The sequence below is a fragment of the Prosthecobacter sp. genome (genome assembly GCF_046154365.1).
Classification (GTDB): Bacteria; Verrucomicrobiota; Verrucomicrobiia; order Verrucomicrobiales; family Verrucomicrobiaceae; genus Prosthecobacter.
On record NZ_JBJXFV010000099.1, the window covers coordinates 37,707 to 62,367 of the forward strand.

Sequence of the window (24,661 nt, forward strand, 5' to 3'; positions counted from 1 at the left end):
TGTTCAATCACCCAGGCACCAGCCACGTCCCCGCGAGCCTGTCCTGCAAGCCGCGCTGCCGCAGCGCGAGCGAGGCGATGACGAGGATGACGATCAGCGCGGCCTGCGCCGCGTATTGCGGCAGTGAGGCTTCGAAGATGTCGGGATTGGCGAGCTGGATCATCAGCGCACTGATCAAAACCGGCGACCACGCGATGCAGGCGCGGCCCAGCATTCGCGGCCGCGAAGCCTCCGCGCCGTCGCGCGTGACGACCGCGATGCCGAGGACGCGGAACAGCGGCCCACAGCGGAAGACGAGCGCGCACACCAGGCTCACGCCCGCGATCGCGACCAGCAGCCAGTTGACCAGGATGTGGCCGAGCGTCCGCATGATCTTGGCTGCGTCGGGCAGCTTCTTGCCATCGGCAGTTTCGTTGTCCACTGCGCCGAGCAGCGGCTTCAGCTTGGCCTCGGCCTGCTGCAACTCCTCATCACTCACTTGCGGATGCGCCGCGACGATGCGCTCGACTTCGGCGCGCTGTTCCGGCTCGATCATCAGCTTGTAGGTTCCGGAGGACCATCGTTTTGGATCACGGACGAGTTGTCCATAGCGACCGGCGATGACGATCTCCAGCGCGGTTTTGCCTTCGGCAAGCGGGTAACCCAAGGTCTTGTCGGTCATGTGCCCGCCAGTTTCCATCTGCTGGTGCATCGCCAGTGTCGTCATCATCGGCATGAGTTCCGGCTGCGTTGTTCGCCAATTCCCCACGAGCATCGCGCCCAGGAGCATGAACGCACCGATCCCCAGCGCCGGAGCGGCACAGGCCAGCACGGTGACGAGCCGCTTCCACCACGAGACGCAAGGCGGCGTTTGCAGCAGCGGCTTGAGCCTTGCCGTGAAATCCTGCACTGCTAACGGCGTGGCGAGGTCGCGCAGAACCGCACGGGCACCGAGTGCCAGAGGTGCCTCGACGATGAACTCCGCTTCCTGCGCGCTCACGATGCGGCCCTCCAAGGCAGACTTGGCGACTTGATTGAGGAAGATGTTGCCCGCAGTCGCTGGTGACGTTGCTTCAGCGCCCGGTGCGGTGAAGTTCAACAGCTTCACTCTGCCATCCGTAGTGATCCATAGGCGGTCGAGACTTGGCGCATCCGGCAGGGTGCCGTCTTTCGCCGCGACATCGAGTTCAGACGAGAGGTCATGCAGCCAATGGCGCACGATGTCCCACGGCTGGCGCTCATGCAGCAGGTTCACCAGCGGAGCGCCGCCCACGGCTTCATACGCGTCCCACGTCTCGCCCGCGTTGCGCTCGCCCTGGAGCCAGCGCAGGCGGGCGGGCCGTGCGAGATTGCGCAAAGCCTGTGGCAACGGCGGTTCGCCGGTACTGCATTGGCGGATCCAAACCTTGCGCAGCAGTCGCGTGTCGTAGCCGAGAGAAATCGTTTCCCTGTCGCTCGTCGAAAGCGTCGAGAGCAAGTGATACGGGCCGAGCTTTGGCATCGCCTCCGTGGGCGCCACCACGGCCTCGGTCTGAGTGACGACGGTGCGCGGCTGATACGCGGACTTCTGGATCACACGCGTGCCGGTGAGCAGATCATGCACAGCGGCGAAGCCGTTCTTGCGCCGCGCGGTCACAAACATGCACAGCACATAGGCCGCGCCGAACGCGATGAAACCGAACGACTGCATCTGCGTCTCATGCGACATCGCATCGTAAGTCTTGAAGTAAGAGCCGCTGAATACCACATAGCTGGCCAGCGTCGTCCAGCTCAGGATGAAGCGTCGCGCCATTGCGCGCGGGATGCCCGGCGCGCTGCGGTTCAGCCGCGCCACCCGCAGGCCCACGAGCACCTTGCCCACGGAAGCTCCCCACACACCTTCGAGCATGCCCCAGTAGCAGAGCTGCAGCCCGAATAGTCCGAGGGAAATCCAGAGCCACTCGGCGCTTTGGAAGGGCGTCGGATCGGTGATGAAATCTCCGTAGTAGAGACCCATCACCGTCCAGTTCAGCACCGCGATCAAAATCGTATCCACAGCCATCGCGACGAAGCGCAGACCAAGCGTCGCCGGTGTCGGCGCGGTGGAGCTGAAGGGCAGCAACGCGCGGCGCAATTCTTCGTAGCTGGCGAAACGCGATGCCGGAAGTTTTTCCAAACAACGCAGCACCACACGCGACAGCGAGTCTGGCACCTCCGCGCGAAACTGCGTGGGTGACGGTGCGGTCTTCTCCAGTGCGTTCGCCAGAAGCTGCACCATGTTCTTGCCCTCGAACGGCGTGCGCCCGGTGAGCAGGTAGAACAGCGTCACGCCCACCGAATACATGTCCGAGCGCACGTTCAGCTCATCGCCGCGCAACTGCTCTGGCGAGCAAAACGCGGGCGTGCCGAGGAAAGTGCCATCAAGCGTGAGATGCGACTCCCCACGCCCGGCGGTGGAGATGCTCAGGCCGAAGTCGCCCACCTTCACGCTGCCGTCGAGGTCGGTGAAGCAGTTCGCCGGTTTGATGTCGCGATGCAGGATGCCGATGGCCTGCGCCGCTTCGAGTCCCGCGATGATTTGCAGCGCCGCATCCACCGCCACGCCCACCGGCAGCGCTCCACCGTGCTGAATGCGATCCTGCAACGTGCCGCCCGCGATGAGTTCCATCGCGATGACCGGCGTGCCCTCAATCTCCTCCGTGCCGAAGACATAGACGCTGTTCGGATGGTTGATCGAAGCCGCCAGCCGTCCCTCGCGCAGGAATCGCGCCCGCGCGTCCGCTGAATCAAGCTGATGGCTCAACACCTTCAGCGCCACCCGTCGTCCGCTTTCCAACTGCTCCGCCGCATACACCGCACCCATGCCACCGCGTCCGAGTTCGCGCTCAATGCGGTAGCTGCCAAACATTTCGCCGATGGTCGGCAGCACGCGCGGCTTCGGTTTCTCGACAAGCATCGTCATGTCGGGATTGGATTGTGAAGGCAGCGCGCCGGACATCAGACAGGCCGGGCAGAGGGATTCAGGCGCGTCTTTGGGAAGGGCAGCGCCGCATTGGGGACATTGGTTTGGAGTGTTCATGGCTTGGTTGGATTTGGTTTCCATGAGTTCCTGAAAGAGAGAGGCGGGCAGGTTACAGAAAAAACTCACCTCGAAAATCCGCCTTAACTTTTGCCCAGCATCTCCAGGTGTTTCGCGTGCAGGAATTTCTCCAGCTCCTTCTGCGACGGCAGTTCCACGGCGTATTTCGAGACGAAGAGCTTGTTGTCCACGCTCGCCGTAGCGTAGCGCACTAATGCGTGGTCTTTGTTCGTGCAGAGCAACAGGCCGATAGGCGGATTGTCACCCGGCGCCATTATGTGCTCGCGATACCACGTCACATAGGTGTTGAGCTGGCCGAGGTTCTCATGCGTGAACGGCTCGATCTTCAGATCCACCAGCACATGGCACTTCAGAATGCGGTGATAGAAGACGAGATCGACAAACCCGCGCGTCTTCCCGATCACGATACTCTTCTGCTGCGCCTCCAGGCAGAAGCCGTGGCCCAGCTCCAGCAGGAACTCGCGCAAATGCTCGATCAAGGCCGCCTCCAGATCGCTCTCCGCCACCGCGTCCTTCGCCCGCAGGCCCAGGAACTCGAAGATGTAAGGATCACGGATCGCCAGCTTCGGTTCCGCCGCCTCGATGCCTTCATTTACCATGCGCGAGAGTTTTTCCTTGTCCTTCGACAATCCCGACCGCTCGAAATACAGCGAGCCGATCTGCCGCTTGAGATCGCGGACCGACCAGTTGCCGCGGATGCACTCGATCTCGTAGAAGGCGCGCTTCAAGGGTTCCTCGATGGAGATGAGTTGTTCGAGATGGGAGAAGGACAGTCGCTCAATCAACAAGCGCCCGTCTGTCGCGAATCCGGGAGGCGCTGTCTCCCGAATCGTTGTCAGCCATTGCGAAGCTGCCTCGCCAATCGTTTCCCCGGCGGATTTGGCGGTTGCTGACCGCCGAATCCTCACGGTGGGAGATTGTTCGGTCAGTGTCCGAACTTTTGCCGCCCGCCTGGACTCTGGGAGCGCTGGGCGCAATTGTGCGGACACTGTCCGCACAATTTCAGGCGGGGCGTGTTGCAGTCCGGGGAGGGTCAGAAAAGATTGTGCGGACGCTGTCCGCACAATCTGCGGGTAGGTGCGGTAAAGCGTCAGGTAAAGATACAACTGCCGCCTTCCTGCATTGGGGACATTTGTTTCATCGAGCTTGTCTGCCAGCACATCCAGCAATCCATCCCCATACCTCGCCCGGTCGGAGCCGTTCAGCTCGTAGTGATGGATGTAGGCCCCGATCACCCAGTTCCGCAGCGTCAGCGTGGTGTTCACCGTGCGGTTCACGGCGGCGGCGCTCTCCGCGTGAACATGCCTGATGGCGTCCACGAGCGATGTGAAATTCAGCCCGGCGGCAAGCTTTAGCGCAGCGGGCTTCTTTGCGGTTGTCGGACGCTTGGAGGATTTGGCGGCGGGCTTTTTCATGGCATTGCAGAGGTCGGCCTCTGCGATTGATTCGATGTTGAGCGCGGCTTGTTCAAGTCCTGTCAGCGCTGCTGCCACTTCCGCACCATCCTGACGATGGAACCGCGCAGGGCGATGCAACCTGCGAGCGAGGCGACCGTGGCAACGAAATAGCTTTTCCTATCTGAAAACAGCACGATGCCCAGCGCCAGCACTGCGAGGCCCGCCAGCACTCCGGTGATCAGCAACCACCACGGCGCGTGTGGCTCCCACGGGTGGCCGCAGTCGGCGCAGCGGTGCTCAAGCACCACGCGGAAGGAGAAAAACGTGGTCTTCGGCTGCTCAGGCGCGACTTCCGTGTTGGTGCTTTGACAGGCGGGGCAGGACAAGGGCGGTTTCATGAGGTTGCGGGGTGGATTGCGGCTCAATGTGATCACCTCGGCACCAGCCAAGTCTTCGCCTGCTCATCGTGGAAGCCTTGCGCGGGACGGAGGATGGCGGCGATGATGCACAAGACCCAGACGAGGCCGTAAGCGGTGCATTTGACGATGTCCGCCGTTCCCTGGTCTTTGTGAGCAAAGGCGGCGACCTCCAGCCTTGCAAACAGCAGGATGAACGGAATCCACGCGATGCACCAGCGCCCCAGCATCCGCAGGCGTCCGGCGATCTCGCCCTTTTTGTTCACCATGGCGAAACCGAAAACTTTTTGGCCCAAGGTGACGCCGAAGATGAGGAGAGAGAAGAACTGCGTGATGGCGATGACGGCGAGGATGTTCCGCAGCACCTGGAATCCATTGATCCACGGACGGCGGCCCTCTTCGATGAGGAACTTCGGGAGTTCGGTGTGCAGCGTGGCATCGGCGCTGGCGATCATCTCAGGAGTGAGCGGCTTGGAGAGACTTTTGATGGTCGCCGGATCACTCAACACTCGAAACTCGGGTGAGATCAATGGGTAAAAGTCAGCCAGCACATGCTTGCTGAAGATCACCGCGATCGCGACACGCTCGTCTTTATCGAGAGGCAGGTCTGCTGCTGCGGCCGATTTGTCCGGTTCCGCCACCGGTTCATCAGCCACCGCCGCGCCGAGCTTGTCGAGATAATGCGCCGCAATGTGGATGCCCGTCGCGTTATGCGCGCCCCAGTTGGACCTCCATGCGAAGAACGGTCCCTCTTCAGGATCGGATGCCGCGCGCAGCCGCAGCACGGCGGAGAGCGGCGGCAGCTCAGGATGGCGTGCGCGCCATTGATCATCCTTGCCCTTCGTATCAAACTGAATCGAGAACCACAGCAACGCAAATATGGACGCCAGTACCGCAGGAACCAGCAGCAGCGAGGCCGCGCGCCGACGAACGGAGATGACGGCGGATTTACCGAGCAGCGATTGCAGATTGCCCGCGAGAAAGCTCATGCGGTCAAAGACGCCGGTGGCGAGCTTCTGCAAAACATCGCGCGAATGCAGTGGCACGGTCTTCGGATCGAGCGCGTGCTGCGTCACGGCATCGAGCAACAATTGCGCGGCCTGGCAAGTGCCGGCGGTTTCCAATCGCCGCTCTTTGTTATCCAGCAGCACCGCCCGGCCCGCGCTGTTGATCCAAACTTGATCGAGATCAAACCGCTTTGGCAGCGTGCCATCCTTCTCCGCCGCCGCGATCTCATCCGCGAGATCAGCGAGCCACCACCGGACGACAGCCCATGGTTGCGAGGCTTTTTCAAACGCGAGCAGCGCTTGGCCACCCGGAGCTTCGAAGGCATCCCATTCCGCCGTGCCACCGAGCCAGCGCAGGCGACCAGGACGCGCCACATCGCGCCGCGCCTCGTTCACAGGCTGAAAGCCCGTGCCACGAACGATCCACACCCGCCGCCGCAGCGCAGGATCGTGCGCGAGCGACAGGTTTTCGCTGAGCGGCTTGATCACGATGAAGGGGCCGATGCGCTCGCCCTTCGCAGGTGCTTCGTCCTTGGCTTCGCTGATCTCCAGTCGCGGACGCGCCGTCGTTTTTGCTTTCCGCACCACGCGCGTCCCGCTCACGAGATCATGCACGGCAGCGAAGCCGTTGCGGCGGCGCATCGTGAGAAACGACGCGACCCAGGAGGCAAGAAAACAGCCGGCAAAGAGCGCGAACCAGAGAAACTCGCCGTCATCCGAGACCAGCCGGCGATCATACTCCGCGCCAGTCATCGTGAGGAGCGCGAAGATGGTGGCGGTTTCTGTTACCAGCATCACGCACGCGATACGCACACAGGCGCGCCGCAATCCCGGTGCCGCACGATCTGGCCCGATCACCCGCAGCCCGCACAGTGCCTTCCCCAGACCCGCGCCCCAGATACCCTCGCACACCACATAGTAGGCCCCATACAGCATCAGCATGCCCGCCCACGGCAGAAACGACATCAGCGTGCGATCCACCAGGAACTTGTCCATCAGATCATAACTGATGAAGAACCCCAAAACGATCTCCGGCAGCACGAGGAGCGTCTCATCAATGAACCCGGCGAAAAAACGCAGTCCCAGCGGCGCAGGCTCCGGCACCTGCGAGCTGAACGGCAGCAGCGCATCACGAAGCCCCGCGTAATCCACGAAACGCATCTCGCGCTTCTTCGCCATGCAGCGCGTGATGACCTCGGCGAGCGCGGCAGGCACCTCTTTTCGATGTTCAGTCACCGGCGCGGGCATTTTGTCGAGCACCGCCGCGACGACCTGCACCGCGTTGGTGCCTTCAAACGGGGCTTTACCGGTGAGCAGCGTGTGAAGCGTCGCGCCGACGGAATAAATGTCGGCGCGCACGTCGAGATCATCGCCGCGAAGCTGCTCCGGCGGCGCGAAGGACGGCGTGCCGAGCATCATGCCGCTGGCAGTGAGTTGTGAGTCCTGCCGCGCCAGCGTGGACACGGACAGGCCGAAATCGCCGACCTTCGCCGTGCCATCGGGCGCGAGGAAGCAGTTCGCCGGCTTCACATCGCGATGCAGAACTCCGCCCGCGTGCGCGGCCTCGAGTCCGGCGATGATTTGCAGCATCGCATCCACCGCCTCCTTCACCGGCAGCGGGCCGCGTCGTTTCAATTCATCCTTCAGTGTGCCACCACCCGCGATCTCCATCACGATGACCGGCGAGCCTTCGATCTCCTCCGTGCCGAAGATGTAAATGCTGTTCGGATGCGCCACCGCCGCCGCCAACCGTCCCTCGCGCAGAAAGCGCTTCCGCATGTCCTCGGAGTCAAGATCATGCCCCAGCACCTTCAGCGCCACACGTCTTCCCGACTCACGCTGCTCCGCCTCATACACCGCGCCCATGCCGCCGCGACCGAGCAGCGACAGCACACGATAGCCGCCGAACTCGAACGGAAACATCGAAGGCAACGCCGCGCCCTTCGCGATGACATTTGCGCCCGTAAGCTTCATCGTCGCCTCCGAGTCCGATGGAATCGCCCCGCTCATCAAGCAGGCGGGGCAGAGAGCTTCAGGCGCATCGGTGGGGAGCGGAGCGCCGCATTTCGGGCAGGAGTTTGATGTGTTCATGGTCAGCAGTTGGTGGGTTCACTGACTTCCTGAAAGACGGCGCGGCCCAGGTTACATTTTTTATTGCCGAGCGGCCAGCGGCAACCCATTCTCCGTGTCATCCCATGAAAACCTCCCGACGCCGCATCCTCAGCACCGCGTTGCACACCGCCATCGTCACTGGTGCCAGCCGCGCGCTCCCACTCCACGCCGCAGCCACGCCGGACCTCTCGCTTGAGGTGAAGCCCCTGCCACGGCCGATGGTCTCCTTCTACTATTCGCAGAACATCTGGTCCGATGGGCGGCACAATGGCTTTCCTGGCATCGCGCGCGTCGGCGATTTCTACTACGTCACGTTCCGCAACTCCGATTCGCATCAGGCACCGTCGTCGAAGATCGTCGTCATCCGCGCCAAGGCCACTGATCTGAAAAAGTGGGAAAAGGTGGCCGAATGGACGCGTGACCACGACTGCCGCGACCCGCTCGTGTTCGACAACGGCGGCAAGGTGCAGGTCGTGTTCCACTCGAAGGAGGATTTTTATTCGCAGTCCGCCGACGGCGTGACGTGGAGCGAGCCGCGCGAGTTGGAAGCCGAGTTCGTCGAGCCCACGCCAGGCAGCGGACTGGTCTTGAAATCAAACCGCCGCTGGCTCTTTCGGATTCGCAAGGGACCGGACGGCGCGTTCTACAGCCTCGCGCGTTGCGGCATCAAAGAGGACGGCCCTGGTCCCTTCGGCCTGATCCTCTACCGCTCCGAGGACGGGGTGAAATTCAAGGCCATGCACACTTACGGCGAAGGGCCGACGCGCGCGATGGCCAAGGGCGGCCCCGGCACCGGTTTTGGTCACGAGGCCGATGTGACGTGGACGACGGACGGCACGCTCGTCTCCGCCATCCGCACGTCGAAGGACGGCGTCATCGTCTTCGGATCGGAGCCAAACGGCCCGTGGAAGGCCTATGCCACCGGCGTGAACAACTTCGGCGGCCCGGCGCTGCACATGACGAAAGGCGGCGCGATCCTCCTCGCCGCACGCGACGTGCGCGAGCCGCGACCCGACGGCTACCCCGCCGTCTGCAAAGTGTGGACGGTCACGGAAAACGGTCTGGAGAATCCGTGGATCATCCCGAGCGGCGGCGACAACGCGTATCAAAGTTTCGCCGACGGTCCGGGGGAGGAAGTGTTGCTCTGCTATTACTCTTCGCACGAGTATCCGACGACCAAGGGCGCGGCGTTCAACCCGGCGAACATCTACCTTGCGCATCTCCGCGTGCGCGCGCCGAAGCCCTGACAAAATCGGGGCAGCAACCTGGGGAGTGAGTGATGAGCGTGCGTTGTTTCATGGCCGCCGTTCATACTCACGTTTTGCCCCGCGATGCGCCACGATGATCGCGCGGAGACGCGCCAGGCCGAGACTGCGGACCATCGTGGTCTTGCCGGAGCCGGCGTTGACATAGATGATGACACGGCTCTGCATCACTCACAGTCCTCCAGTTACGCCTTGATCCGCTTGGGCATTGAAGGGCAGAGGCCAGAAGCTTTCACTTCGGTGTCCGCGCTGTCTTTGAGGAAGAAATGCAGCGCGCCTTGCTTGTCGCAGAACCAGACTTCATCCGCGCCGGCTTCAAAATAGAGGTCGCGCTTGGTTTCCAGCTCCTGCCGCGTGTTCTTTGGGGAGATGACCTCCACGCAGATCTCCGGCGCGATGGTGAGCACCTCGCCCTTCAGTCCACGCTTGATTCTGCCTGCGGAAATCCACGCCACATCAACACCTTTGACGCCGTCGGTCGTGAGCACCGCGCATTCGGTCAGCGAGCGGCCTCCGGGCAGCTGTGTTCTGAGCTGAAACATGATTTCAGACTGGCGCGACGAGTGCGGGAAGCCAGGTGGTGGCATCATAAGAATGTGTCCGAAGCGGTTGGTTTCGACGCGGCCTGGATACCGGTGCAACTCTGGATCAGCATAAACTTCCGCCCAGCGCTTCAGGTGAAACGCTCTCGTGTCTTTGATGTGCGGTATTGCAAGCAGGGCTGCCACGACGAGGAGGATACGTTTTCAGGCCAGTCGGGCAAGAGAAAGGTCGTCTGGCCGCAGCAGCGCTGCCGCACATGTGCTGTCATCGACGAAGGCGACACGCGAGCAAAGAACCCAAAATGCAAAGCGCCGCCATAGCAAAGGCCGCCAACAGCCAAATCAGCAAGCCCGGGCCTTCAAACAACACGAATAGTAGGCAGAACAGCCCCCAGACGAGCATGGGCAATGAAAAGCTGGCGCTCCACAGCAAGGCCTGACGCGGCTGAATGGCTCCCACGATGAAGCCCCAGATCACCGGGCTGCCGAGGATGATGAAGGCGATCATCGGCAGCACATTCGAAGACGCCCTCGCCGTCAGCGCGATGCCCAGCATCGCGATCATGGCCACGGCCCCGAGGGCGATGCCGAGAATGAGCAGCAGGAAGGACATCACGGTGCCGTCCTCGCCACGCACCAGCCATTGCCAGAGCTTGCTTCGTGTCAGCGCGTTGGGTTTGGCCATGGTGGATGGGTGTGAAGGATGAATCACTTCTGGCGTGAACGCACGAAACCAATGATCGCGCCGATAAGCAGCCCGAGCACGAAGCCACCCGGACCAGTGAAGAAGATGCCGAGCATGGGGCCTTAAGGCGAGTCGGGTGCAAAGATGATCGGGCCGACGAAGCCGACAATGAAGCCGATGGCACCGAGCAGACAGCCGCCTTTGACAGACGTACTGCCAATGTTGGGCGGCGTTGGTGCTTGCTGGTTCACGGCCACGGCTCCCACGGTGAAGGCGGCATCGTCACTTCCGTGTAGCGACGATTTTCGACGCGGATGCTGGCCGGATCGTCCGCGTTTACCTCAGCGGTCCAGTGCTGGACAGTCGAGTAACTCGGCGTCCACGGCTTCGGATTTTTCGCAGGCATTTGAAGATTGTGCCAGGTGTTCGCCGACGGATCGCTTCCGCTGATGGTGATGATCTCGCCAGCGCGGAACTCGCCCTTCCAGGTCCCGCCGGGCTTCGTCACGGTGCTGTGGTCTTTGAAGACGATGGTCACGGCTTTCGTCCCCGTGTTCTTCAATTCGAGCAGCGCATGCCACTGCGGCGGGAGGATCATCTTGATGGCGAAGACGCCGACGATGAAGACGGCGAGCACCGCGATCGGCATCCACTTGGGGTAGCGTTTCTGAGATTGAGGGTGGTCTGATGGGTTCATGGTTTGATGAGTTCACTGGTTTCCTGACAGATGCAGAACGGCGGGTTACCGCAAAACTCACGGCGCGGGTGGTGCGCCCAACAGTTGCTCCAGCTTCTTCAAGAGCGCCTCCGGCGTTGCGTCCTTCGCAAACAGGATGCCGTGCAGCTTGAGTTGTGTTTCGGCCAGGGCACGCCCGAGATTGGTGCCGGCCTGCGTAATGAGCGCGGCACGTGGACTGGCGGTGGCGCGCACGGTTTTGGGATCGAGGGCGAGCATTTGCGAAAGCTCGTCCAGCCGCACAAGGTCGATGAAGACCTGCATGGTGTCCCAGCCTTTGGTGAAGCCGGTGGTTGCATCGTCCGGGCGCGGTTCGTGCAGGATGTCCCTCTCCGCCTCCCAATCGAGGACGTAGGTGCCGCCGCTGATGGCGCGCAGCATATCGAAGCCTTCGCCGGATTTGCCGGTTATCTTTTCGCCATCGCGCTCCCACACATCCTCGACGTGGAATTGGCCGTTCTCCTGCCAGATTTCGGCGCGCACGTTGAATTCACCGGCATGGCCGAACAAGCCCAGCTTCCACACCTCGCCGCGCACAGGTGTGTCGATGATGTCCTTGCCTGCGATGTCGCGCAGTTCCTTCGCCAGACGCTGGGCGAGGTCAAAGCTGCGATCCGGGAACGGCTTGATCTCCTTCACCAGACGGCCGCGCATGCTGCGGAAGATGCTGTGGTCGTTTTCCAGCTTGAGGAAGTCGAACTGGGCGCGATTCAGCGCTGCATTGACCTTCTCCAACTGCTCCGGCGTGAGCTTCAGCTCGTCGGCGATGGCCTTTTTTATGGCGAGGCTCATGCTGCCGGGCCGCGTGAAGTCGGGATGCACCTGCTTTGCGTCTGCCCAGCGCGGACCGAGATCGATGCGCACCTGAAACACGATCATGCTGCCGATGCCTGCAATGAACAGCACAGCGCCTGCCACGGCATTCAAGAAGAACTTCTGCTGCGGCGTGTCGGCAGATGGGTCAGCGAGCGTGCGGCGGCGCTTCTGTTCGCGTGTGAGCCGAGTCAGCGCGGTGCCTGCAAACAGCGCGGCGAGGCCAAAGAGCGCGGAACCGGCCAGGAAGTTCATGCCCGACTCCGTGCCGCCACGAGTGCCGGTCTTGTGATGCAGGAGATACAGCCAAGGATCACCCAGCCCGACGGTGACATCCCGCAGATTGCGCACCACCCCGCTGTGATCCGCCGTGGTCGTGGTCTGCATGCGGAAAGAGAAAAAGCAGAGCAGCGAAAGCACAAAGACCACGCCGAGCAGGATCCTCATGACCTTCTGTGCCCCCTGCGAACGACCGAACCACCACGCCTCCCGGCGGAAGATTTTTTCTGGTTCCGCCGCTGTCTTCGCTTCCGGCTTTGCCTGCGGAAACAGCGCCTTCACCTCCGGCTTGCTCAGCAGCACCAGCGCGTAAATCGCCGCTGGCAGGCCGAAGATGCAACCGGGCGGCGAGAGGGCGGCCATCACGAGCGGGAAGGTGATGTTGCCGTCGTCATTGCGATGCAGCAGGAACAAGGCGCTGCCGATGGTGTAATACACGACCGCAATGCTGCCCAGGCTGAGCAGCAGCTTCACCACCAGCCAGCCGAGCGGCGCTCCATGCTCCATCGCTTCCACGAGCGCACTGACACTTCCTCCGATCCAGACAAGACCGGCAAAGGCATCCAAGATGCCTGCGAGCAGCAGGCCGATGGCCGCGTGCCGGATTTTTACACCGACGTCCACCTCCGCCTTCGGTGAGGAAGGCGGCCTGCCGACGATCTTGCGCCACGCGGAGCGACCGGCGAAGAAGCACGCGGTGAGCGCGACGATCAAATCGAAACAAATGAAGGTCATGATGGGGCGGTTGGCCGGACTCGGCGCGATGACGTTCGTGCGCACGCCGCCCTGGTAGCTGTAGCCCGTGTGGGTGATGGTCCAGAGCACAATCTGAAGGATGTGCGTCAGCGCGAGCGCGACGGTGCCAATAACTAGCAGTGGGATGAGCATGCGCGCGAAGGTGGCCAGCGGCAGACCGTAGATTTTTCCGCCGGACCCTTTGATCTGCGCGATGGCGGTGCGTCCGAGGAATGTGGAGGCGCACAAAGCACCGAGGCCCACGACGATCATCACGGCGAACAAAGGTGCGCCACCGGGGAACGTCGCCACCTGGCCGGTTTCCCATTTTCCGCCACCTGCCATCCACGCGCCCTCGCTGCTGGTATCAATGACGATCGTGCGCAACAACATGCACCAAGTAGCGATCCCAGGCACGGCCAACGTTGCGCCCCACAGCGCGTGAAGGCTGAGGCGCTGCTCGGGGGGATCTATGGGCACCAGCAGTTGCACCGGTGACATGGAGGAAGTAACCGGCGCTGCCTGCGGCCTGCTCGTCACCTTCTCCACCGCTGTCTTCACCTCGCTCACATGCTGGTAGCGGAGTTCCACGTCGCGCTCCATCGCGTGCAGCACGATCTCATCGAAGCGGATATCGACTTGCACCTTCTGCGACGGCGGCGCGAAGCGGCCCATCGGGATCTCGCCGGTGAGCATTTCATAAAACACGACACCGAGACTGTAGATGTCGGCGCGATGATCCACCGTGTCCGGCTTGTCCACCTGCTCCGGGGCCATGTAGCGCGGCGTGCCGAGATGCATGCCGGTGCGCGTGAGCGTGTCGCCCGGCGCGTCGTGGCCGAGCAGTTTCGCGAGGCCGAAGTCGGCAATCTTGATGCGGCCCTTTTTGTCCACGAGCACGTTCTCCGGCTTGATGTCGCGATGCACCACGCCCTCGTCGTGCGCGTATTGCAGCGCGTCGCAGAATGCGGGGATGAGCGCCAGCGCTGCCTCGGGTTTCATCTCGCCGCTGCGGATGAGCGTGCGCAGGTTCGCGCCATCGACGAACTCCATGAGGAAGTAGAACAGGCCCTCGCTCTCGCCGAAATCGAACACGCTGACGATGTTGGGATGATTCAGCTTCGCGAGCGCCTGCGCTTCGCGTTGGAAACGCTCGGCGAACTGCGGATCAGCGCCGGCTTCGGCAGAGATGATCTTCAGCGCCACGAAGCGGTTCAGCTTCGGCTGCCGCGCCTTGTAAACCGCCCCCATGCCGCCGCGACCGAGCAGCTCGATGATCTCAAGCTGCGGAAACAACGGCGCGAGTTCCTCCGGCAAGGGCGTGGGAACTGGCTGCGACGGCGTCGGCTTCTGCGAGGGCGTCATGCGGATGGTGGCATCCGTCGCGAAGCCGCCCTGCATCAGGCAGGCGGGACAAAGGCCTTCAGGCGCATCGGTGGGCAGTGAGGAACCGCATTTGGGGCAGGTGTTGGGCGTATTCATGGTCTGTTTGGTCGTGGTCACTCCTTCCTGAAAGAAATTTAAGCGCTGGTTACAGGAAACTTCACACGGCTCGCAACACCGCCACCAGATGCCGCATCTCGTCCTCGACATCGCCGGGCGCATCGACCGTCTCCGCGATCTCGGCCCGCAAGACCTCGCGGTAGCGCTGCCGCAGGCGATGCACGGCCACTTTGAGCGCGCCCTCGGTCATGCCGAGCTTTTTCGCCAGTTCCTCGCGCGATGACTCCGCACCGCTGAGTGTGCCTTTGAGCGCATCGAAAGTCGCCTCGTCTTTTTTCGCCGCAAACTCGGCGCGCAGCCGTTTCATGGCTCGGTCGAGCAGTTCCATCGCCCAGCGCTTGTCATAGAGCGCGTCGGCGTCGGTTTGCTCTGACGGTTCCAGTGCGTAGCGCGATTCGGCATCCAGCGCGTCCCACTCGACGAGCTTCTGTCCACCGCCGCGCTTTTGCGTCTGCTGGCGGTTCCATTCATTGGCAAGGAAGTGCTTCAACGCGCCCAGCAGATACGAGCGAAATTTCCCACGCGAGGGATCGGCCTGCGTGGGATTGCGCTCCAGCAGATCGGTGAAAAACGCCTGCGTCAGATCCTGTGCATCATGTGGCGAATGACCGCGCCGGCGGACGAAGGCATACAGCGGATACCAGTAGTCGCGGCACAGCGCCGACATCGCCTGCCGCGCATGCGTGCCGTCTTTCTCATGCTGTGCCGCCAGCACCAGGCTCCAGCGCGTGGTGTGAAACTCGCGTGCGCCGGGAGCGATGGAGTCGTGCATGGCTGCGGTTCTATCACGCGGCCTTCGGAAGCGCAATACTCAACCTAAAGGCGGCAGTTGATGCGGCAGTTGATGGTTGATGGCCTGACACTGAAGGTCTTGCGTGTGGAAGCGGTAGTCACCTGCTGGGTGAATAGCTGGGCCGTTTGCCAACGGTTGGTGTTCGCTTCGCGGCTTCGCAGCAGGCCATCAACTATCAACCAGCCACTATCAACTGAGGTTTCTAGGCTCAAGACTCGACCCGCAGGGTGCCGTCATCCTCGATGACAAACCGGAAGCGGAAGGCCGATTCGTGGCGTTCATCCGTGTAGTAGAGGTGCTTGCCGGAAAAGATCGCCTCATAGCGCGAAGGCTCGCTCTTCTCGCTGTCCAGATGCACTGTCGCTTCGAGATGCACAAAGGTCTGGATGACGCCGCTCTGCATCAAAAACCACGCGACGGCTCGTGGCGCGAGCTTGCGGCCCGGTTCATTGAGCTTACCCAGCGTGATCTTGCCCCCTTCGGCCAGGGTGGTGACGTTCACCATCGTCAGATCGCTAAAACAACGCTCATCCAGCACCGCCTGCGTCTTGTCGGCGGCGAACCACAGCAGCGGCTGGCCGTCGATGCGATGCTCCGCCGTCGTTGTCACGGCAATCATCGTCTGCGGGTCGATCTTCGCCGCCGGGAAGGCTTTTTGGAAATCATCCGCGTGCTGGCCGACGCGGCGCTGCTCAGCGAGCACGGAAGCACCACTGGTGAAGGTAAGGATGTCGGTCTTGCTCATGTCCTTGGTCTGGGCGCTCACCAGACACGGGATCAGCAGCCCCAGCAGGCAAAAAATGATTTTCATGCCCGGATTCTGCCACAAGCGCCGTGATTTGACGCCAAGAAAAATAGCCATCATCGCTCCGCGTGGTGCGCACACGGCTCCCGTTCGCACTCCACGTCACCGAAACTCGAACGCCCAACATTAAAGGGCGAAAGCGCTCCGCTCGTCACGCGGAGCGCTGACGGTTACTTTATAGCGCCTTCGCCACCGCATCGGCGGTGATGCCGAGTTCTTTGAAGACGGTGTTGCCGGGGGCGCTGATGCCGAAGCGGTCAATGCCGATGATCTGACCCTGCGTGCCGACGTATTTCCACCAGAGGCCGGAAACACCGGCTTCGATGGCGATGCGCTTGGTGCAGGCCGCTGGCAGGACGGATTCGCGATAGGCGGCGTCTTGGCGATCAAAGCGTTCGAAGCATGGCAGGCTGACGACGCGGACGCCGGGCTTGCCTTTGGCACCTTCGACCGCGTGTTGGACTTCGGAACCGGTGGCGATGACGATGGCTTCCAGCGGCGCGGTTTCCTTCACGAGGATATAACCACCTTTGAGCGTGCCGTCGCGACGCGTGGCGGCGCTGGCGATGCCCTGATGCGGCAGATCCTGGCGGCTCAAGGCGAGCAGCGTCGGGCCGTCGTTGCGGCTGAAGGCGGCGGCAAAGGCAGCGGCGGCTTCTTCGGCATCGCCGGGGCGAATGACGTCGAGATTTGGAATGACACGCAGGCCGCTGACGGTTTCGACGGGCTGATGCGTCGGGCCGTCTTCACCGACACCAACGGAGTCGTGCGTGAAGATATAAGTCACGGGCAGTTTCGCCAGTGCGGCGAGGCGGATGCTCGGGCGGCAGTAATCGGCGAAGACGAGGAAGGTGGCGCCGCTGGCGAGGAACAGGCCGTCGTAAGCGAGGCCGTTGCAGATTGCGCCCATCGCGTGTTCGCGGATGCCGAACCAGATGTTGCGGCCGGTGTTGTTCGTGGCGCTGAAGTCGCCAAGGCCGGTGAGATAGTTCTTGGTGGAGCCAAACAGGTCGGCGCTGCCGGTCACGAGATGCGGGACGGCCTTGGCGATGTGATTCAAAATTTCGCCGCCGCTGTTGCGCGTGGCCGCTTTGCCTTCGGCAGGATATTCCGGCACGACTTTGAGCAGGTCCTCGGCCTGAATGGTGCCGTTGCGTGCGGCGTCGAGTTGTTTGGCGAGTTCGGGATTCGCAGCACTCCAGGCGGTGAATGTTTGGGTCCATTCGGCATGCGCGGCGGCACGCTGGGCCTTCAAATCGGCGAAGTAGGCCTTCACCGCATCGCTCACATAGAAATGCGTGCCTTCAGGCAGACCAAGCCCCTTCTTGGCGGCATCGACGAACTTTGCGCCGCCTTCGCCGTGGCCTTTGGCGGTGCCGGCGACTTCCGGGATGCCTTTGCCGATGATGGTCTTGGCGATGATGATCTTCGGCTTACCGTTGTCGCTCTGCTTGGCGGTTTCGATGGCTCCGAGGATGGCGTCGAGGTCGTGACCGTCGATGGTCACGGCATCCCAGCCGATGGCGGTAAACATCGCCTGCGCGTCTTCGCTCTGCGTGATCTTCGCCATCGCATCGAGCGTCACATCGTTGGAATCGTAAATGAGGATCAGATTGTCTAGGCCGTTGTGTGCGGCAAACGAGACGGCCTCACGCGCCACGCCTTCCTGCAAGCAGCCGTCACCAGCGAGAGCGATGACATGGTTGTCGATGATCGTGTGCGCGGCGGTGTTGTACTTCGCGGCGGCCATTTTGCCGGAGAGCGCATAACCGACCGCATTGCCGACGCCCTGACCGAGCGGGCCAGTGGTGGACTCGACGCCCGGTGTTTCATGGAACTCGGGATGGCCCGGCGTGATGGAATGCAGCACGCGGAACTTGGACACGTCATCAATCGACACCGCGTAGCCGCTCAAATGCAGCCAGGAGTAGATGAACATCGAGCCGTGACCGGCGCTGAGGATGAAACGGTCGCGGTTGAGCCATTTCGGATCGGCAGGATCACAACGGAGGGCCTGACCGAAGAGCACGGCACCGATTTCCGCCGCACCGAGGGGAAGTCCGAGGTGACCGGAGTTGCACTTGTGGACGGCGTCCATGGCGAGACCACGGGCTTCGTTGGCGGCTTGGGCGAGGAGGGGTTTGTTCATGAGCAAAGAGCTGAGAGCGTAGGGCTAGGAGTTGGGAAAACGCACCGGAGGCGGCCAGGCGCAGGGGGAGCGTTCTTTACTGGCACAAGGGGGGGATTCAAGGCCGAAAAGTGGGCTGGATCGGCCATCGCCCGATCTTGGTCAACGGGTGGCCTTTTGCAGCCAGTCACGCACCAGCCAGAGCCAGTCGGCGAAGGAGATGTCAGCCTCGTGGAAGTTGAGTTTATGGATCATCTGAGGCACATCAGCGGTGAACCGTTTGTAGAGTCTCAGAAGTGTCTTTCCACCGGGCAGCAGCGTGTCCTTGGCAAAGACGTTCAGCCAATCGCGCACGGCATAGACCACACGGCCAGGGTCATTCCCGTGAGGTTTGATGTCCTGCCCGGCGATGTCGGAGATGAATTTCTGATAGCGGAAGCGCTCCGAGTCGAGCACCAGCGTATGCTTCTGACGCTGTACCGGGTTTCCAAAGTATGCTGCGCCGAGAAACAGGCCAAGCTCCAACGGCATGTTGAAGCGCGGCAGGCCGTTCTCGGGATCGAGCGCGGTGCGGGATATGTCATGGATGCCAAACTGGCATTCTTTGATTAGGCGCAGAATCTTCGACATGCGGACCTCGCCAGCATCCTGAGATTCCAGGGCGCAACGCACCTCATAGCCACAGGCTTGAATCACAAAGACAAGGATGCGGAACATTGGCAGATATTCCGCATCGAACGGGCAGTTGATAAAAACATACCGCTCATAGGCCCCTGGAGTCGTGGGCCTCATGTTTTCGATTCGAGTGCCTTGCGATGCGCGATCGCCATGTCCACTATCTTGCGCAGCACGCTGATGGGCTGCTTATGCTTCCCATGAATCCGCTGGACGAGCTGAATCTCAATGCCGTCAATGATGGCTGTTGGCGGCTTGCGCGTGCGACGCGTTTTTTTGCGGGTGGTTTTTGCGGGCATGGTCGGAGGATAAACACGCATCTTTGAAGCTCAAGACTGATTTCGTACGCACCAGCCACGATTCTGGCCGGACAAGACGTATCAGGCCCATGCATGCGCTGAATCATCTTTCCCGCCGCCGCTTCCTCGAAGCATCCGCCCTCACTCTCGGCTCTCAATTGCTTGGCCAAGTCTCTGGCGATCGTCCGCAGCAAGACGCTGCCGTGAAAGTGATCAATCCGCGTGGCCGGGTGCCGGTGAGCATCATCATCGACGATTCGACCTGCCTCGTGAACCTCAACAAGTTTGCCATCCCGCAGTTCGCGACGGTTCAGCCCGGCAAATATGACCACTATCCGTGGCAAAGCTGGCCGGATGAGATTCCCGACAGCTTCGTGCGCAAATTCGCCGATTGGGCGGATGAGAATGGCGTGAAGGGCAAATACAGCATCGTGCCGTTTCCGGCGTGTGTGGGTCGGCTTGATCGCGAAATCCCTGGCTGGAGCCAGCGTGACCTTCAAAACAGTGTCAAGCTCGTGCGCGAGCGCATGACGCCGAACTGGGACATCCATCCCGAGATGGTCACGCACACGCGCATCATCGACACGAAGACCGGGCACCCGTATCCCGAGATCAGTCCGCGCTTCATGGAGAACTGGGACTGGTGCAATGGGCGTTCCGCCGACGAGATCGCCGACTACATGAGCTATGCGCTCACGATTCTGAAAAACATCGGCCTGCCGTGCGAAGGTGTGACCACACCCGGTGGATTTGGCAGCAAAGCGCGGCCGCAGCTCGCGCAGGCGACGTTTGAGTCGTGTCGCAGTGTCTTCAAAGCGGAGATCCCGCATTACTTCCGCGATCTGTATGACAAGGGCGAGCAAAGCGTGGCTCCTCTCGTGCAAAACGCGAGCGGACTCGACTCCGATGATCCGCGCTGTGTCGTTCACATCATCGGCTGCACGGGTGATTGGACCGGCGGCTGGAATTGCATCATGCCGACCGGTGCGGATGCCTTCATCACGGCTGATGGCAAGTCCGGCCGCATGGTCGAGGTCATCCAGCGCGGCGAACCTGCGATCATCGTCTGCCACTGGACCGGCATCTATTGGAACGGCCTCGAAATCGGCTTTGAAATCTTCCGCGAGGTCGTGAAGCGCCTGCACGCCACGTTTGATCACCTGCACTGGATGAAACTCAGCGAGATCTCACGCTACTGGGCGGCGAAGGAGCTCACACGCATTGAATTCGATGCTGCGAAGAGTCTGGTGACACTCAAAGCACCGTTTGCGTGCGAGGAGTTCACGCTTTCGCTGCCAGTGCGCCAAGGTGCGCCTGAAGGACTCACCGAAGTCGATTCACGCCTCAAACTGAAGCCCGGCACATGGTGTCGTGAAAAGGATGCCACGCTGGTCTGCTTCAAGATGTCGAAGGGAGTCTCGGAGATCGTTTTGACGTAGCTTCGAGTGGCACTCGAAGCCTTTGGGACGCGCGGATTCGATTGCCAATCGAATCTACTCGGAGCTTGCCAGAACGAAGCCGTGGCAAGATGGTACTGAATGAACAAAGGAAACATCGGCCTCTGGATTGCGGGTGCCTTCATGCTCCTCATGGGCTGGATTGCGTTCGACATGCTGCGTCCGGTTTCCGGCGGCGGCACAGGCAGCGCCACCTCCATCTCCGCCGTGCGCACGGCCAAAGTGCCGGTGCTGGTCGAGTTTTATGCCGACTGGTGCGGCCCATGCAAAGTCGTCGGGCCAATGGTCGAGGAACTCGCGAATGAATTGAAGGGCAAGGCGATTGTGATCCGCATCAATGTGGATGAAGACCCCACGCTCTCCCGCGAGCACGGCGTGCGCGGCATTCCCACCTTCATCGCCTTCAAATCTGGCCGTGAGACCGGACGTGAGGTGGGCGGCATTCCGAAGGAACGCATGCGGCAGTTGCTGGGACTGTGAACCACAAAACGCAACTGCGTTGATTTACCGCCTTGCGACCTTGTGCCGGTCACGCGTATCGTGGCTTACTCCCGCATGAAAGGACTGCTCTTCCTCAAGACACGCGCCATCCTTGGCGGCTGCATCGGCGTGGTGTTTGCCGCGCTGGCCTGGAGCGGAGCGCTAGATTCGCTGGAGGATCTGACGGTCGATTATCGGCTACGTTTGCGGAAACCTCAGGCCGTTTCGGATGAGGTGCGGCTGGTGGGCATTGGCGACCGTGACAATGAGGCGTTCGGGCGCTGGCCGTTTCCGCGGTCGGTTCATGGCATTATGTTGAGGATTCTCAACGCCGTTGGCGTGAAGCATACGACCTTCGATGTGGTGTTTACCGAGCCATCGCCGGACGCAGGGCAGGATGCGCTGCTGAAACACGACATCGAGGAGCTGAAGCACGCCACCCTGGCCTATCACTTTGAGCAGGCGGATGCCGCAACGCCTGCGCCGCAGGTGGAGGACCGCACGCATTTCGTCACGAATGCCAGCCGCCATGGCCTGCAAGTAAAAGGCCTGCGGTGGGTGCATGGCCGCATGCCGGTGGCTCCGTTCACGAAGCTGCCAGTGAGCTATGGTGCGGTGAACGCCGTGCCGGATGCGGATGGTGTCATCCGCCGTGTGCCGCTGTTTTTTGAACATCAGGGCCGGTTTTATCCCAGCCTGGCCATGCAGACGCTGATCGACGCGCTCGGCCTGGTTCCCGAGGATGACATCAGCATCGTGCCTGGGGTGGCAATCACTCTGGTCAACACACCGCGTGGCACGCTGACCATTCCCATTGATGAGCACGGCCAGTACCGCATCAATTACCTGGGTGATCTGGACGTTTTCATTCCTGCTTTTGAATACATCGATCTTCACCAGGCGGTGGACTCCAAAGAGATGGGCGCTCAGGTGGAGGCCGCGTTGAAGGATCGCATCGTGCTCGTCGGCGTCGTCAGCACTGGAAACACGGATGTGGCCAGCACCTCCATCGGTCGCGTGCCTGGAGTAGCCGTGCAAGCCACGGTGGTGAGCAACATCCTCACGGGAAATCATCTGCGCTTTCTTGCGAAATGGCAGCAGGCACTGCTGGTGGTGCTGGCGGGAACTTTGCTCGGACTCGGCATGTGGCCCACGCGTGCTTGGCTGGGGATTGTTGCTTTTTTCGTGATGATCGCGGCTTGGAGTGCCTTGGCGGTCTCCGCTGCGAATGCGAACGTCATCCTGCCCGTCGTTCCCGTGTTTGCCACCTTCAGCGTGGCCACGCTTGCACTGCTCGGCCTTGAGGCGGCGGCCATGAAGCAGGACCGCTCGCGTGTCGTCAGCGTGCTCGGCCGTTACATCGCCCGGCCGGTGCTGGAGCGGCTGGTGCATACCGAACCAACCGCCGTCACCACCACCGAGCGGCGTGAACTCACCATTTTCTTCTCCGACATCCGCGGCTTCACCGCCTGGACCGAGCGTGCGGAGCCGGACGAAGTCGCCACGCGTCTGAATGAGTATTTTGCCGCCATGACGCCCATCATTGAGCGCCACGGTGCCACGCTCGATAAATTCATCGGCGACTGCATCATGGTGTTCTTCAGCGCTCCCGTGGCGCAGGAAGATCACGCGCTGCGGGCCGTGCGGATGGCGCTGGACATGCAGGCGGCGATGCAGAATTTGAATCGCACCTGGGAGGCTCGCGGCAATGCACCGCTGCAAGTAGGCATGGGCATTCACACCTCCTTTGTGACCGTGGGCAATTTTGGCTCCAGCACTTACATGCACTACACCGTCGTCGGACCGGGCGTGCATCTGACGGCACGCATCCAAAGCGTGACCCCGGCAGGCAAGGTGTGGATTTCCGCCAAAACTCAGGCACAGATCAATGGCCGCGTGGAGACGGCACCATGCAGCCAGCTTGACATGAAAGGCGGTGCCAAGCCGATGCCGATTTTTGAAGTCCTCGTGGCGAAAGATTGATCAGAGATACCAGCCGACGCCACCGCTCTGCTCTTCGACTTCCGGTGCTGCCAGGGTCAGGACGTTGGACAGCTCCAGCCGCAATTCAGCAGCGCTCTGATAACGCAAGGCGCGATCTTCCCGCAAGGCTTTGGCAACAATGACATCATACCTGGGATCAATCCCGGCCACCTGCTCTGACGGCATTTCAAACAAACCCTGCGGCAGCCTGCCCGTCAGCATCTGATACAACATCACTCCCAGCGCATACACGTCTGCGCGGCGGTCCAGGACCGTGCCGACCACAAACGTCTCCGGTGCCATGAAGTGCAGCGTGCCCAGCATGGTGCCCGAACTGGTGAACTGGCTCTGCTCCGCATGGCGCACCTTGGCCAGGCCAAAGTCAGCCACTTTCGCCACACCATCGACACCGATCATGATGTTGGAAGGCTTGATGTCACGATGCACAATGCCGCGCTCATGCGCATAATGCAGGGCCTCGCAGACCTGCATGATCACCGGCACCGCCTCTGCGACCGGAATGATTTTCCTGCCAGCGATCAGCCGGGCTATGTCATCCCCCTCGACATACTCCATGACGATGTACAGCAGCCCGTCAGCGGCCTCACCAAACTCATGCACGGTGACGATGCCTGGGTGATTGAGCCGGGCCATCGCCCGCGCCTCGTTTTTGAAGCGTTCGACGAACTGCACATCGTCCTGGCCCAGCTCCGGCGGCAGGATTTTAATGGCGACCAAGCGATCCAAGGTGATCTGCCGGCCCTGATAAACCGCGCCCATGCCGCCGCGTCCCAGCAGACGCAGCACCTCATACTGCGGCAGCGTGATCTGCAGTTGTTCGGTGGAGGGCGGCTGCCAGCCAGCCGCAGACCGCGTGAGACCGCCGGCCCCAGGCGCACGCGTCGGCATGCTCACCTTCACGGTGACATCGTCGTATCCGGGCAGCGAGGAGTGCGCTTGATCCTTGGTTGCCGGCTGGAAGTCTGCTTGCTGCGATGATTCTTCTGCTGCCATCTGAACCGCATGGTTCCGCATGGCGCTGGCAGTGTCAAAAACAACCCGGACATTCCCATGAGCGCATCATGCCGGGGACAGGCCTTGGCCGTAACCATGCCGTCAGGCCGCACGAGAGCGCGGCAGCGTCTTGGAGTGCGCCAGCCCTCTGGAGCTTTGCGCAGGCCTGGGAACGCGCGAAAGCGCCAGATGACTGGCGCAGTCCAGAACGCTGCCGCGATGGATCACCCTCCGGTGTCTTCGCTGACCTGGGAAAGAGCGATGCGCTGCATGGTTACGGGTTAGAGCAGCCGCACGCGCCCTGGCACCGCGTGAGACAGCTCGAAAGGAAGGTGTTTTGTGAAAGGTCGGGAAAGTGCCTTTATTATGGGTTGATGCGACTTGCTTGCTGTACTCATATCCTGACGCTCCACCAAGTTAGCAAACCTAGGACACGCCCATGAAAGCGCTTCATCATTTACGCTCGGTCCTGTCAATGG

At 61.6% G+C, this 24,661-nt stretch carries 20 protein-coding genes; 4 read left to right on the plus strand and 16 right to left on the minus strand.

Annotated features, from left to right (window positions below):
- Window positions 1-7: 7 nt before the first annotated feature.
- The 4 genes from ACKVY0_RS12710 to ACKVY0_RS12725 form a co-directional block, all read right to left on the minus strand.
- Window positions 8-3,037: a protein kinase domain-containing protein gene (locus ACKVY0_RS12710; protein ID WP_409215196.1), complete on the minus strand. Its 3,030-nt coding sequence runs from the start codon at window positions 3,035-3,037 to the stop codon at window positions 8-10.
- Window positions 3,038-3,120: 83 nt separating this feature from the next.
- On the minus strand, window positions 3,121-4,473 hold the full coding sequence (locus tag ACKVY0_RS12715; protein WP_409215197.1) for a PDDEXK nuclease domain-containing protein: 1,353 nt from the start codon (window positions 4,471-4,473) through the stop codon (window positions 3,121-3,123).
- Window positions 4,474-4,535: 62 nt separating this feature from the next.
- Window positions 4,536-4,853, minus strand: a complete 318-nt coding sequence (locus ACKVY0_RS12720; protein ID WP_409215198.1) for a hypothetical protein — start codon at window positions 4,851-4,853, stop codon at window positions 4,536-4,538.
- Between the two features lie 32 nt (window positions 4,854-4,885).
- Complete coding sequence (locus tag ACKVY0_RS12725) at window positions 4,886-7,969, minus strand: protein kinase domain-containing protein (protein ID WP_409215199.1); 3,084 nt, start codon at window positions 7,967-7,969, stop codon at window positions 4,886-4,888.
- Between the two features lie 104 nt (window positions 7,970-8,073).
- On the opposite strand from ACKVY0_RS12725, the gene ACKVY0_RS12730 reads away from it, so the two are divergent.
- Window positions 8,074-9,237: a sialidase family protein gene (locus tag ACKVY0_RS12730; protein ID WP_409215200.1), complete on the plus strand. Its 1,164-nt coding sequence runs from the start codon at window positions 8,074-8,076 to the stop codon at window positions 9,235-9,237.
- Window positions 9,238-9,285: 48 nt separating this feature from the next.
- On the opposite strand, the gene ACKVY0_RS12735 is transcribed toward ACKVY0_RS12730, so the two are convergent.
- The 11 genes from ACKVY0_RS12735 to ACKVY0_RS12785 form a co-directional block, all read right to left on the minus strand.
- Window positions 9,286-9,423 (minus strand): hypothetical protein, encoded by a 138-nt coding sequence (locus ACKVY0_RS12735; protein ID WP_409215201.1) that lies wholly within the window; start codon window positions 9,421-9,423, stop codon window positions 9,286-9,288.
- 17 nt (window positions 9,424-9,440) lie between these two features.
- A complete protein-coding gene (locus ACKVY0_RS12740; protein WP_409215202.1) occupies window positions 9,441-9,983 on the minus strand; it encodes a Uma2 family endonuclease in 543 nt (180 codons plus the stop codon).
- A 79-nt stretch (window positions 9,984-10,062) separates the two neighbouring features.
- Window positions 10,063-10,482, minus strand: a complete 420-nt coding sequence (locus tag ACKVY0_RS12745; RefSeq protein WP_409215203.1) for a hypothetical protein — start codon at window positions 10,480-10,482, stop codon at window positions 10,063-10,065.
- A 122-nt stretch (window positions 10,483-10,604) separates the two neighbouring features.
- Window positions 10,605-10,733 (minus strand): hypothetical protein, encoded by a 129-nt coding sequence (locus tag ACKVY0_RS12750; RefSeq protein WP_409215204.1) that lies wholly within the window; start codon window positions 10,731-10,733, stop codon window positions 10,605-10,607.
- Window positions 10,730-11,179, minus strand: coding sequence for a hypothetical protein (locus tag ACKVY0_RS12755; RefSeq protein WP_409215205.1), 450 nt, complete (start codon window positions 11,177-11,179; stop codon window positions 10,730-10,732). The genes ACKVY0_RS12750 and ACKVY0_RS12755 overlap by 4 nt, the downstream gene beginning before the upstream one ends.
- A 57-nt stretch (window positions 11,180-11,236) precedes the next feature.
- The gene (locus ACKVY0_RS12760) at window positions 11,237-14,527 is read right to left on the minus strand and encodes a serine/threonine-protein kinase (protein ID WP_409215206.1); all 3,291 of its coding nucleotides are present in this window, start codon (window positions 14,525-14,527) and stop codon (window positions 11,237-11,239) included.
- Between the two features lie 61 nt (window positions 14,528-14,588).
- Window positions 14,589-15,320 (minus strand): RNA polymerase sigma factor, encoded by a 732-nt coding sequence (locus ACKVY0_RS12765; protein ID WP_409215207.1) that lies wholly within the window; start codon window positions 15,318-15,320, stop codon window positions 14,589-14,591.
- A 229-nt stretch (window positions 15,321-15,549) separates the two neighbouring features.
- Window positions 15,550-16,152 (minus strand): hypothetical protein, encoded by a 603-nt coding sequence (locus tag ACKVY0_RS12770; protein ID WP_409215208.1) that lies wholly within the window; start codon window positions 16,150-16,152, stop codon window positions 15,550-15,552.
- A 169-nt stretch (window positions 16,153-16,321) separates the two neighbouring features.
- Window positions 16,322-18,295, minus strand: coding sequence for a transketolase (gene tkt / locus ACKVY0_RS12775; RefSeq protein ID WP_409215209.1), 1,974 nt, complete (start codon window positions 18,293-18,295; stop codon window positions 16,322-16,324).
- A gap of 141 nt (window positions 18,296-18,436) precedes the next feature.
- Window positions 18,437-18,991 (minus strand): hypothetical protein, encoded by a 555-nt coding sequence (locus tag ACKVY0_RS12780; protein WP_409215210.1) that lies wholly within the window; start codon window positions 18,989-18,991, stop codon window positions 18,437-18,439.
- Between the two features lie 71 nt (window positions 18,992-19,062).
- The gene (locus ACKVY0_RS12785) at window positions 19,063-19,248 is read right to left on the minus strand and encodes a hypothetical protein (RefSeq protein WP_409215211.1); all 186 of its coding nucleotides are present in this window, start codon (window positions 19,246-19,248) and stop codon (window positions 19,063-19,065) included.
- An 89-nt stretch (window positions 19,249-19,337) separates the two neighbouring features.
- Between ACKVY0_RS12785 and ACKVY0_RS12790 the strand changes: the two genes are divergently transcribed.
- From ACKVY0_RS12790 to ACKVY0_RS12800, 3 genes are all read left to right on the plus strand, one after another.
- Window positions 19,338-20,687: a hypothetical protein gene (locus ACKVY0_RS12790; protein ID WP_409215212.1), complete on the plus strand. Its 1,350-nt coding sequence runs from the start codon at window positions 19,338-19,340 to the stop codon at window positions 20,685-20,687.
- A gap of 99 nt (window positions 20,688-20,786) precedes the next feature.
- A complete protein-coding gene (locus ACKVY0_RS12795) occupies window positions 20,787-21,185 on the plus strand; it encodes a thioredoxin family protein (RefSeq protein ID WP_409215213.1) in 399 nt (132 codons plus the stop codon).
- A 75-nt stretch (window positions 21,186-21,260) separates the two neighbouring features.
- Window positions 21,261-23,168, plus strand: coding sequence for a CHASE2 domain-containing protein (locus tag ACKVY0_RS12800; protein ID WP_409215214.1), 1,908 nt, complete (start codon window positions 21,261-21,263; stop codon window positions 23,166-23,168).
- Here ACKVY0_RS12800 and ACKVY0_RS12805 read toward each other — a convergent pair whose 3' ends face one another.
- On the minus strand, window positions 23,169-24,182 hold the full coding sequence (locus tag ACKVY0_RS12805; protein ID WP_409215215.1) for a serine/threonine-protein kinase: 1,014 nt from the start codon (window positions 24,180-24,182) through the stop codon (window positions 23,169-23,171).
- Between the last annotated feature and the right edge of the window lie 479 nt (window positions 24,183-24,661).